Here is a 10,369-nt window from a genome sequence, read left to right as displayed (position 1 = left end):
CGACTGCTTCCTGATGCCCTCGCGATTCGAGCCCTGCGGGCTGAACCAGATGTACAGCCAGGCCTACGGCACGCCGCCGCTGGTGAACGGCACCGGCGGACTGGTGGATTCGGTGCTGGACGCGACGCTGGACCCCGCCGAGGGCACCGGCTTCGTCATGCGGTCGCCCGATGCGCAGGGGTTTTCCGACGCGCTGTCGCGGGCCCGCGCCGCCTGGGAACGCCCGGCGGACTGGCACCGGATCCAGGCCAACGGCATGCGCCGCGACTTCGGCTGGGCGGCGAGCGCGCGCCGCTACGAGCAGGTGTACCGCGAAGCGGTCGAACGGGCCCGGCCGCGGTTCTTCCGCACGGCGTGAACTTCATCCACGGCGTGCGATCGCGGGTTTTGCCTGGCGGATCGGTGTCCTACTGCTTCGCGTGCTTGCGCACCCAGTCGCAGTAGGTCTTCATCCAGCCCTGCAGGAACTTCTTCGTATCCTCGATACCGATGCCGCCGTCCGGTGCGAACAAGCCCTCGCGGGCCTGCACGAAGGCTTCGGGCTGGCCCAGGGTGGGCATGTCCAGGTAGGCCAGCGTGTTGCGCAGGTGCTGCTGCGCCATGGACGTGCCCAGCGCGCCGACCGAGATGCCGATCACGCCGGCCGCCTTGCCGGCGAACGCGCTCTGGCCATAGGGCCGCGAAGCGCTGTCGATTGCGTTCTTCAGCACGCCCGGGACGGAGCGATTGTATTCGGGCGTCACGAACAGCACTCCCTGGGCATTGCTGATCTCGCCCTTGAGGCGCTTGACCGGCTCGGGCATGTTGCCGTCCAGGTCCTGGTTGTAGAGCGGGATGTCACCGAGGGCGCACTCCTGGAAGCTGAACTCGGCCGGCGCCATCTTGAACAGCGCATGGGCCAGCTTGCGGTTGAAGGAATCCTTTCGGAGGCTGCCGATCAGGACGGCGATGCGGTAGTTGTCGGCCATGGTTTCTCCAGAGCGAGGTTGCACGCGGGACGCGAGGACCATTCTGGGTGCCCTTGCTCCCGTGTGCCGACCACGGAAACCTTCCGAAAGAACTGTCGCAACGCCCTGCGGCCTGCCCTTCAGCTCACGCCGCGGCCTTCGTCGTTGCGCGCCTGCGCCACGCTGCCGCCGGCCGGCACGTCGTGCGTCACCCACACGTTGCCGCCGATCACGGCGCCCTTGCCGATGGTCACGCGGCCCAGCACGGTTGCACCGGCGTAGATCACCACGTCGTCCTCGACGATGGGATGGCGCGGCAGCCCCTTGGTGAGCTTGCCATCCTCGCCGACCGGGAAGCGCTTGGCGCCCAAGGTCACGTTCTGGTACAGGCGCACGCGCTCGCCGATCACGCAGGTTTCGCCGATCACCACGCCGGTGCCGTGGTCGATGAAGAAGCCGGCACCTATGGTCGCGCCCGGGTGGATGTCGATGCCGGTGCGGCTGTGCGCGATCTCCGACACGATGCGGGCCAGCAGCGGCAGGCCCAGTTCGTAGAGCTTGTGCGCCAGCCGGTGGTGGATCATCGCCAGCACGCCCGGATAGCACAGCAGGACCTCGTCGACGCTGCGCGCCGCCGGGTCGCCCTGCCAGGCGGCCAGCACGTCGGTGTCCAGCAGGCGGCGGATCGCCGGCAGCGACTGGGCGAAGCTGCGCACCAGCCCGGCCGCGCGCTCCCGCACGTCCTCGGTCGCGCCCTCGCCGCGGCGCGAGGCCTGGCACACCTCCAGCACCGCCTGCGCCAGCAGCCCGCGCAGCGCAGCGTCCAGCGTGTGGCCGACGTAGAAGTCCTCGGCCTCGTTGCGCAGGTCCGGCGGGCCCAGGCGCATGGGGAACAAGGCGCCCTTGAGCTGCTCGACGATGCGCTCCAGCGCCTGCGGCGAGGGCAGCTCGCGGCCGCCGTTCTCGCGCGAGCGGCCCTGCGCCTCGCGCCAGTCGCTGCGCGCCCCGCGCAGGCCCTGCACGATGACGCCGATGTCGAAGTGGGTCATGGGTGTTCCGTCTCTCCGGATGGATGGCGCCACGATACCGGAGAACGCCGGCGCATGATCCGGCCCGGCTCAACATCCCGCTGCGCAGTGGGTGTGTGCGCGGCGGCGACCGGAAGGGACGTCCGGCGATGTTGCTAAAGTCGGCGGATCCCCAATCTTCGTCCAGCAGGAGGCGCCGATGGCGCGCACCGTCCAATGCATCAAGCTCGGCCGTGAAGCCGAGGGCCTCGACTTCCCGCCCTACCCGGGCGAACTCGGCAAGCGCATCTACGAGAACGTCAGCAAGCAGGCCTGGCAGGACTGGCTCAAGCACCAGACCATGCTGGTCAACGAGAACCGCCTGAACCTCGCCGACCAGCGCGCACGCGAATACCTCAAGCGCCAGATGGAGGCGCATTTCTTCGGCAGCGGCGCCGAGGTGGCGCAGGGCTACGTTCCGCCCACGCGCTGAACGACGCCACCGTGGCCGAACGGGTCGAGTGGTCGCCTGACGGAACGCCCTACAGCCCCCGCTTCCAGGACGTCTACCGCAGCCGCAGCGGCGGGCTGGCGCAGGTCCGGCACGTGTTCCTCGCCGGCTGCGGGCTGCCGGCCGCCTGGGCCGGGCAGCCGAAGTGGCGCATCCTCGAAACCGGCTTCGGCCTGGGGCTGAACTTCCTGGCCGCCTGGCGCGCCTGGAAGGACGATCCGCAGCGCCCCGGCCTGCTGCACGTCGTCTCGATCGAAGCCTGGCCGGTCGGCGCCGAGGACATCGTGCGCAGCGCGGCGGACTCGCCCGAGCTGCAGCCGCTGGCCCGCGAGCTGGCCACGCAGTGGTGGGGCCTGGTCCCCGGCTTCCACCGGCTGCCGTTCGAGGGCGGACGGGTGCTCCTGACGCTGTGCGTGGGCGACGCCCGGGCGCTGCTGCGCGAGCAGGCCTTCGCCGCCGACGCCGTGTTCCTGGATGGATTCGATCCGCAGTGCAATCCGGAGCTGTGGTCGCTGGACACGCTCAAGGCGGTGGCGCGCTGCTGCCGTCGCGGCACCCGGCTGGCGACCTGGACGGTCGCCGGGGGTGTGCGTCGCGACCTGAAGCAGTGCGGCTTCGAGGTGGAGAAAGTCGCCGGCCTGCCGCCCAAGCGCGAATGCCTGCAGGCCCGCTTCGATCCGCACTGGACCCTGCGCCATGCGCCGCCGCAAGGCCGGGCGGCAGCGGGCACGGCCCTCGTGGTCGGCGCCGGCCTCGCGGGGTCCGGTGTCGCCGCCAGCCTCGCGCGGCGCGGCTGGCAGGTGCAGGTGCTCGATGCCGCCGGCACGCCGGCGGCGGGCGCTTCCGGCCTGCCCGCCGGCATGCTGGCCCCGCACACCTCGCCGGACGACAACCTGCTGTCGCGGCTGTCGCGCGCCGGCGTTCGCATGACGCTGGAGCAGGCGGCCATGCGGCTGGCGCCCGGACGCGACTGGCAGCGCACCGGCGTGCTGGAACACCGCTTCGACCGCCGCGGCGTGCCGCAGCTCGGTCCCGGCCAGGAGGACTGGCAGCAACCCGTAGGCGAGGACGGAACCGCCCTCTGGCACGCCGCGGCTGCCTGGGTGCGACCGTCGGCGCTGGTGCAAGCCTGGCTGGCGGAGCCGGGCGTTCACTGGCAGGGCGACGCCCGGGTCGCGCGGCTCGAACACAAGGACGGCCAGTGGCAGGCGCTGGATGCCGACGGTCGCGTGCTGGCGCAGGCCGACATCGCCGTGCTGGCCGCCGCCCTCGGAACCGCCGACCTGCTGCCCTCGACCGGGGCGGAACCGCACCGGCCCATCCGCCTGCATCCCGTCCGTGGCCAGCTGGGCTGGGGGCTGCTGGACGAGGGCCCGCCCCTGGCCGCGCATCCGCACAACGGCAAGGGCCACTTCATGCCCGCCATCGAGCTGCCGGAGGGCCGTGCCTGGCTGTCCGGGTCCACCTACGTGCGAGCGGATCGCTCGCTGGACATCCGGCCGGAGGAGCAGCTGGCCAACCTGGAGCGCCTGCGCCTGTTGGTGCCGGAAGCGGCCGAGCGGCTGGCGCCGCAGTTCGAAGCGCAGCGCGTGCGCGCCTGGGTGGGTGTTCGTTGCGCGTCCGGCGACCGGCGGCCGCTGGTGGGCGAGCTCGAACCGGGCTTGTGGCTGTGCACGGCACTGGGCTCGCGCGGACTGACCTTCGCCACCTTGTGCGCCGAACTGCTGGCGGCCCGCCTGCATGGGGAGCCCCTGCCGCTGCCGCCGCGGCTGGCCGCGGCGCTGGACCTGGGGCGGCCGGCCGCCTCGGCTACACGCGTTCCAGCAACGCCTTGAGCTTGCCCGGGTGCGGCGGCTTGGCCAGCAGCACCGGCTGGTCGGCGAACCAGGCCCGCAGCTTCTCGCCGGCGGACACGCGGTCCTTGGTGACGATCACGTGCGGGATGCCGGGTTCGCAGGCGCGCAGCTGCCGGACGAAGGTCCAGCCGGCCTCGCCGGCCAGGGCGAAGTCCACCAGCGCGATCTCGTAGCGGTTCAGGCGCGCGCACTCCAGCGCATCGGCGGCCGATGCGGCGTCGTCCGCCTGCGTCAGGCCGGCCAGCGCCAGACGGGCGCGCAGGTACAGGCGCTGCTCGCGGTCGGGGCTGGCGATGAGGGCTCGCCGGGGCGGCGGCCCGGGCTCGGGCGGCACGGTGTCCTGGGCCTCCTGCGGATCGCCGAGGTCGAAGTCCAGGTCCGGCGGCGGCATGAACAGGTGGTCCATGGCCGAGATCACTTCGGGCCACTGGATCGGCCGCTCGAAGCTGCGCCAGGCTTGCGCCGGGGCGTGGGGGCCTATCCAGATCCGCTTCAGCCCGGCGTTGCTGGGCGACTCGAATTCGACCACCGCCTCGTGCGAGTCGCTGTCGATCAGGGCGATCTGGGCCGCGACGCCGTATTCCGGATTCCACAGTGCATAACCGGTCTCGCGCTCCTCGGACAGGCGGAACAGGGTGTTCAACGCGTGCCGCTCGACGTCGCTGAATCCCAGCACCTTGACGAAGACCCTCTGCATATGCTCCTCGGCTTTTGGCGCCGGATTATGGCTGCAGCACGGGCCACCGGAAAGCGCGTGAATATGCATATGCGGATAAGCGGCCAAGAAAAAAATCGTTGGTCCGCGCGGACGCGACTTCTAGAGTCGCACCCCATGTATCGCTACACCGAGTTCGATCGCACCTTCGTGCACGCTCGCGCCGCGCAATACCGCGACCAGCTCGAACGCCACCTGGCCGGCCAGCTGCCGGAGGAGGACTTCCGCCCGCTGCGGCTGCAGAACGGCTGGTACATCCAGCGCTACGCCCCGATGCTGCGCATCGCCGTTCCCTACGGCGAGATCGCCAGCGCCCAGCTGCGGGTGCTGGCCCGCATCGCGCGCGAGTTCGACCAGCCCGACCCCGAACTGCTGCGGCGCGCCCAGGAAACGCAGCTGGCGCTGGGCGAGGTGCCCGTGCCCGGCGGCACGCCGGTGGCGAGCCGGCTGAAGTTCGGTTACGGCCACTTCACCACCCGCACCAACGTGCAGTTCAACTGGATCCCGCTGGCGCGCAGCGCCGATGTGATGGAGCTGCTGGCGAGCGTGAACATGCACGGCATCCAGACCAGCGGCAACTGCGTGCGCAACATCACCGCCGACGCCCTGGCCGGCATCGCGCCCGACGAGATCGCCGACCCGCGGCCGTTCTGCGAGATCCTGCGCCAGTGGAGCACGCTGCACCCGGAGTTCGCCTTCCTGCCGCGCAAGTTCAAGATCGCGATCAACGGCGCGCGCGAGGACCGGGCGGCGCTCGGCTGGTACGACATCGGCCTGCAGCTGCATCGCAACGAGGCCGGCGAGCTGGGCTTCCGCGTCCAGGTCGGCGGCGGCATGGGCCGCACGCCCATCATCGGCACCGTGGTGCGCGAGTTCCTGCCCTGGGACCAGCTGCTCAACTACGTCGAGGCGGTGATCCGTGCCTATAACCGCTACGGCCGGCGCGACAACCTGTGGAAGGCGCGCATCAAGATCCTGGTCAAGGCCGAGGGGCAGCGCTACATCGACGCGGTCGAGGAGGAATTCACCCGCATCCTGGCCGGCGGCGCCGCGCACACCATCACGCAGGCCGAGTTCGACCGGGTCTCGGCCTGCTTCGAGGCGCCGTCGGTGCGCCCGCTGCTGAAGGACCTGCGCCTGCACGAGATCGTGCGGGCCGACGCCGAGGCCGATCCGGCCTACGACCGCTGGCTGCAGCGCAACGTGCACGCGCACCGCGATCCGGTCCTGCGGGCCGTCACGCTGTCGTTCAAGCGCCTGGGCCAGAACCCGGGCGACGCCACCGCGGACCAGCTCGACGCCGCCGCGGAACTGGCCGAGCGCTTCTCCAGCGGCGAGGCCCGCGTCACCCACGAGCAGAACCTGCTGCTGCCCTGGGTGCACCAGGACGACCTGCCCGAGCTGTGGGCGGCGGCGCGCAAGCTGGGCCTGGCGCGGCCCAACATCGGCCTGCTCACCGACATGATCGCCTGCCCCGGCGGGGACTTCTGCTCGCTGGCCAACGCGCGCTCGCTGCCGATCGCCGAAGCCATCGCCCAGCGCTACCAGGACCTGGACGAGGAGCACGACCTGGGCGAGATCGACCTGAACATCTCCGGCTGCATCAACTCCTGCGGCCACCACCACGCCGGCCACATCGGCATCCTGGGCGTCGACAAGGACGGCCGCGAGTGGTACCAGGTCACCGTCGGCGGGGCCGACGGCTCCGACCTGTCGGGGCGCGCCACGCCCGGCAAGGTGCTGGGCCCGTCCTTCAGCGCCGCCGAGGTGCCGGAGGTGGTCGAGGCCCTGCTGGACACCTACCGCCGCGAGCGCATCGTCGCCGATGGGCGCCTGGAGACCTTCATCGCCACCGTGCGGCGCATCGGCGTGGAGCCCTTCAAGGCCGCCGCCAACGCGGTGCGCAGCGTGGAACGGGAGCTTGCATGACCCCCCGCAGCATCAGGATCCTGACGGCGCAAGAGTACGCCGCCCTGGGCACCGGGCCCGAAGTGGTGCGAATCGCCAACGACCAGGACGTGGAGGGCCTGCCCCTGGACGGTCCGCAGGTGATCGAACTGGACTTCCCGAAGTTCACCGACGGGCGCGCCTACAGCCAGGCCTGGGCGCTGCGGCGGCGCGGCTTCGCCGGCGAGATCCGGGCCGTGGGCGCGGTGCTGGTCGACCAGCTGCTGCTGATGCAGCGCACCGGCTTCTCCAGCGCCGTGCTGCGGGCCGACCAGGACCCCGCCATCGCGCAGCGCCAGTTCGCGCGCTTCGCCGCCTTCTACCAGGGCGACGCCACCGGCGGACGGCCGCGTTTCCGGAGCGCGGCCTGATGGGCGCCATCGAACGGCACGCGCGGCCCTCGCCCGACTACGAAGCCAAGCTGGCCCGCACCCGCGCGCTGCTGGTGCAGGCCGCGGCCGACTACCAGCCCCTGGTCCAGGCCAGCAGCCTGGGGGCGGAGGACATGGTCATCACCCACCTGGTGCAGGGGCTGGAGCTGGACATCCCCGTGTTCGTGCTGGACACGGGCCTGCTGCACCCGCAGACGCTGGAGATGCTCGACCGGTTGAAGGGCTCGCTGCGGGTGCCGGTGCACGTGTATCGCCCCATCGAGGCCTCCGCGCGCGAATTCGTGGCCCGCGAAGGCAGCGACGCCATGTACCGCAGCGTCGAACTGCGCAAGGCCTGCTGCCACATCCGCAAGGTCGAGCCGCTGCAGCGGGCGCTGGAGGGCCAGCGCGCCTGGATCACCGGCCTGCGCCGCGAGCAGTCGGCCGCGCGGGCCGACGTGCCGCTGGTGGACACCCGCGAGCCGCGGGTCAAGTTCAACCCGCTGGCCGAATGGACCTGGGGCGACGTCTGGCACTGCATCGCCACCGAAGGCGTCGCCTACCACCCGCTGCACGACGACTTCTATCCCAGCATCGGTTGCGCGCCCTGCACGCGCGCGATCAGCCTCGGCGAGGACTTCCGGGCCGGCCGCTGGTGGTGGGAAGACGGGTCCGCCAAGGAGTGCGGCCTGCACGTCAGGAACGAAGGAGGAGCCGCATGAACGCCCGCGTCGAACCCCGCCTGCTCACCGGCCTAGGCAACCGGCACCTGGATGCGCTGGAGGAAGAGGCCATCTTCATCCTGCGCGAGGTCGCGGGCGCCTTCGAGCGCCCCGCCCTGCTCTTTTCCGGCGGCAAGGACTCGCTGGTGCTGCTGCGTTGCGCCGAGAAGGCCTTCGGCACCGGCCGAATCCCCTACCCGCTGCTGATGATCGACACCGGGCACAACTTCCCCGAAGTCACCCGGTTCCGCGACCGGCGTGCCGGGCAACTGGGCGCGGAGCTGATCGTGCGCAGCGTGGAGGACTCCATGCGGCGCGGCACGGTACGCCTGTCGCGCCCGGACGAGCCGCGCAACCCGCACCAGTCGGTGACGCTGCTGGAGGCGGTGGAGGAGTTCCGCTTCGACGCGCTGATCGGCGGCGCCCGGCGCGACGAGGAGAAGGCGCGGGCCAAGGAACGGGTGTTCTCGCACCGCGACGGCTTCGGCCAGTGGCAGCCCAAGAGCCAGCGACCCGAGCTGTGGACGCTGTTCAACACCCGGCTGCACCCGGGCGAGCACTTCCGCGTGTTCCCGATCTCGAACTGGACCGAACTGGACGTGTGGCAGTACATCGAGCGCGAAGGCATCGAGCTGCCGTCGATCTACTACGCTCACGAGCGCCCGGTGGTCGAGCGCAAGGGCCTGCTGGTGCCGGTGACGGACCTGACGCCCGTGCGCGAGGGCGAGACGGCGGTCACGCGCACGGTGCGCTTCCGCACCGTGGGCGACATCACCTGCACCTGCCCCGTGGCGAGCACGGCGGCGAACGCCTCGGACGTGGTCCTCGAGACCCTCGCGGTCGAGGTGAGCGAACGCGGCGCGACCCGCATGGACGACCGGACGTCGGACGCCTCGATGGAAAAACGCAAGAAGGACGGGTACTTCTGATGGATGCCAGCACCCTGATCCACGCCGCCGACGAAGCGCACGCCGCCCCGCTGCGCTTCATCACCGCCGGCTCGGTCGACGACGGCAAGAGCACGCTGATCGGCCGCCTGCTGGTGGACAGCAAGGCGGTGCTGCAGGACCAGCTGGCCGGCGTGCAGCGGGCCGGTGCCACCGACCTGGCGCTGCTCACCGACGGCCTGCAGGCCGAGCGCGAGCAGGGCATCACCATCGACGTGGCCTGGCGCTACTTCGCCACGCCGGCGCGCAAGTTCATCATCGGCGACGCCCCCGGCCACGAGCAGTACACCCGCAACATGGTCACGGCGGCCTCGGCGGCCGATGCGGTCGTGGTGCTGGTGGACGCGACCAAGCTCCCATGGCAGGCCGGCGAGCCGGCCCTGCTGCCGCAGACCCACCGTCACGCCCTGCTGGCCCACCTGCTGCGCGTGCCCTCGATCGTGTTCGCGGTGAACAAGCTCGACGCGGTGCAGGATCCCGCACTGGCCTTCAGCCGCATCGAAGCCGCCTTGCGGCGCTTCGGCGAAGCAGCCGGGCTGGCGCCGCGCGCCGTGGTGCCGATTTCGGCCCTGCACGGCCAGAACGTGGTCGAACCGGCGCCCGGCTGGTGCGGCTATCTCGGGCCTTCCCTGCTGCAGTGCCTCGAATCGCTGCCGGTCACGGCAGCCGAAACCGGCGAGGCCTTCGCCCTGCCGGTCCAGTGGGTCGAGAAGGCGCCCGACGGCGCCGGCACGCACCAGGGCCGGCGGGTGTTCTGGGGCCGGGTCGCCACCGGCGCCGTCCGCCCCGGCCAGTCGGTCCGGGTGATGCCCTCGGGCCAGACCGCGACCGTGGCGCAGGTGCTGGACGGGGTGCGCCAGCCGCGCGAGGTCGCGGCCGGCCACAGCGCCGGCCTGGTGCTGGACCGCGAGGTGGACGTGTCGCGCGGCGACTGGCTGCTGGCGCCCGAGGCGCCCGAGCCGGCCCGTGAGCTGACCGGTACCGTGGCTTGGCTGGATGACGAGCCGCTGCCCCCGGGCCGGGCCTACTGGGCGCTGCACGGGCACCGCTGGGTGAAGGCGCGCGTGCGCCGGGTCGTGCACCGCCTGGACGTGCACACGCTGCAACCGCAGCCGGCCGACCAGCTGGAGCCCAATGCCATCGGCCGCATCGAACTGCAGTTGCAGGAACCGCTGGCCATCCGGCCGTTCGAACGGGCGCGCGGCCCCGGGTCACTGGTGCTGGTGGACACCGCCAGCCATCGCACGGCGGGAGCGGTGCTGGTCGATTGAGCAACGTCAAAGTAGCCACCGGGGCTCTGCGGCACCATGCCCTTGAGCCCGTCCGGCCCCGGGCCGGCCGTTAAA

11 protein-coding genes are annotated in these 10,369 nt (G+C 71.5%); 8 read left to right on the top strand and 3 right to left on the bottom strand.

Annotation, left to right across the window (positions count from 1 at the left end; genetic code table 11):
• Window positions 1–358: glycosyltransferase (locus tag VEC03_RS10985; RefSeq protein WP_324915178.1), on the top strand; the 358-nt coding region annotated here is incomplete at its 5' end.
• Between the two features lie 49 nt (window positions 359–407).
• Here VEC03_RS10985 and VEC03_RS10980 read toward each other — a convergent pair.
• On the bottom strand, window positions 408–968 hold the full coding sequence (locus tag VEC03_RS10980) for an NAD(P)H-dependent oxidoreductase (protein WP_324915176.1): 561 nt from the start codon (window positions 966–968) through the stop codon (window positions 408–410).
• 119 nt (window positions 969–1,087) lie between these two features.
• The gene (gene epsC, locus VEC03_RS10975) at window positions 1,088–1,996 is read right to left on the bottom strand and encodes a serine O-acetyltransferase EpsC (protein ID WP_324915174.1); all 909 of its coding nucleotides are present in this window, start codon (window positions 1,994–1,996) and stop codon (window positions 1,088–1,090) included.
• A gap of 178 nt (window positions 1,997–2,174) precedes the next feature.
• Between epsC and VEC03_RS10970 the strand changes: the two genes are divergently transcribed.
• Both VEC03_RS10970 and mnmD read left to right on the top strand, forming a co-directional pair.
• Window positions 2,175–2,447 carry an oxidative damage protection protein gene (locus tag VEC03_RS10970; RefSeq protein WP_324915172.1) on the top strand — a complete coding sequence of 91 codons (273 nt, stop codon included), beginning with the start codon at window positions 2,175–2,177 and terminating at the stop codon, window positions 2,445–2,447.
• An 11-nt stretch (window positions 2,448–2,458) separates the two neighbouring features.
• Window positions 2,459–4,300 carry a tRNA (5-methylaminomethyl-2-thiouridine)(34)-methyltransferase MnmD gene (gene mnmD, locus VEC03_RS10965; RefSeq protein ID WP_324915171.1) on the top strand — a complete coding sequence of 614 codons (1,842 nt, stop codon included), beginning with the start codon at window positions 2,459–2,461 and terminating at the stop codon, window positions 4,298–4,300.
• On the opposite strand, the gene VEC03_RS10960 is transcribed toward mnmD, so the two are convergent.
• Window positions 4,275–5,018 carry a response regulator gene (locus VEC03_RS10960; protein WP_324915169.1) on the bottom strand — a complete coding sequence of 248 codons (744 nt, stop codon included), beginning with the start codon at window positions 5,016–5,018 and terminating at the stop codon, window positions 4,275–4,277. The genes mnmD and VEC03_RS10960 overlap by 26 nt on opposite strands.
• A gap of 135 nt (window positions 5,019–5,153) precedes the next feature.
• Between VEC03_RS10960 and VEC03_RS10955 the strand changes: the two genes are divergently transcribed.
• From VEC03_RS10955 to VEC03_RS10935, 5 genes are read left to right on the top strand one after another with little or no spacing between them, the layout of a single operon-like run.
• Complete coding sequence (locus VEC03_RS10955) at window positions 5,154–6,965, top strand: nitrite/sulfite reductase (RefSeq protein WP_324915167.1); 1,812 nt, start codon at window positions 5,154–5,156, stop codon at window positions 6,963–6,965.
• Window positions 6,962–7,354, top strand: a complete 393-nt coding sequence (locus VEC03_RS10950) for a DUF934 domain-containing protein (protein ID WP_324915165.1) — start codon at window positions 6,962–6,964, stop codon at window positions 7,352–7,354. Before VEC03_RS10955 ends, VEC03_RS10950 begins: the two co-directional genes overlap by 4 nt.
• Entirely contained in the window at window positions 7,354–8,076 is a 723-nt protein-coding gene (locus VEC03_RS10945) for a phosphoadenylyl-sulfate reductase (RefSeq protein ID WP_324915164.1), read from the top strand. Before VEC03_RS10950 ends, VEC03_RS10945 begins: the two co-directional genes overlap by 1 nt.
• The gene (gene cysD / locus VEC03_RS10940) at window positions 8,073–9,005 is read left to right on the top strand and encodes a sulfate adenylyltransferase subunit CysD (RefSeq protein WP_324915162.1); all 933 of its coding nucleotides are present in this window, start codon (window positions 8,073–8,075) and stop codon (window positions 9,003–9,005) included. The genes VEC03_RS10945 and cysD overlap by 4 nt, the downstream gene beginning before the upstream one ends.
• Window positions 9,005–10,294 (top strand): sulfate adenylyltransferase subunit 1, encoded by a 1,290-nt coding sequence (locus VEC03_RS10935; RefSeq protein ID WP_324915161.1) that lies wholly within the window; start codon window positions 9,005–9,007, stop codon window positions 10,292–10,294. The genes cysD and VEC03_RS10935 overlap by 1 nt, the downstream gene beginning before the upstream one ends.
• The last annotated feature ends 75 nt before the right edge of the window (window positions 10,295–10,369 follow it).

The organism is Ramlibacter sp. (assembly GCF_035627355.1).
In the GTDB taxonomy this organism is placed as follows: Bacteria; Pseudomonadota; Gammaproteobacteria; order Burkholderiales; family Burkholderiaceae_C; genus Ramlibacter.
The sequence above is the reverse complement of the archived record's forward strand: the minus strand, read 5'-3'. Positions and strand labels throughout refer to the sequence as shown.

Bases quoted from the DNA above. Each gene is read 5' to 3' on its own strand.
- VEC03_RS10950 (WP_324915165.1), top strand. From the start codon at position 6,962: ATGACCCCCCGCAGCATCAGGATCCTGACGGCGCAAGAGTACGCCGCC.
- VEC03_RS10945 (WP_324915164.1), top strand. From the start codon at position 7,354: ATGGGCGCCATCGAACGGCACGCGCGGCCCTCGCCCGACTACGAAGCC.
- VEC03_RS10955 (WP_324915167.1), top strand. From the start codon at position 5,154: ATGTATCGCTACACCGAGTTCGATCGCACCTTCGTGCACGCTCGCGCC.
- epsC (WP_324915174.1), bottom strand. From the start codon at position 1,996: ATGACCCACTTCGACATCGGCGTCATCGTGCAGGGCCTGCGCGGGGCG.
- cysD (WP_324915162.1), top strand. From the start codon at position 8,073: ATGAACGCCCGCGTCGAACCCCGCCTGCTCACCGGCCTAGGCAACCGG.
- VEC03_RS10970 (WP_324915172.1), top strand. From the start codon at position 2,175: ATGGCGCGCACCGTCCAATGCATCAAGCTCGGCCGTGAAGCCGAGGGC.
- VEC03_RS10980 (WP_324915176.1), bottom strand. From the start codon at position 968: ATGGCCGACAACTACCGCATCGCCGTCCTGATCGGCAGCCTCCGAAAG.
- VEC03_RS10935 (WP_324915161.1), top strand. From the start codon at position 9,005: ATGGATGCCAGCACCCTGATCCACGCCGCCGACGAAGCGCACGCCGCC.
- VEC03_RS10960 (WP_324915169.1), bottom strand. From the start codon at position 5,018: ATGCAGAGGGTCTTCGTCAAGGTGCTGGGATTCAGCGACGTCGAGCGG.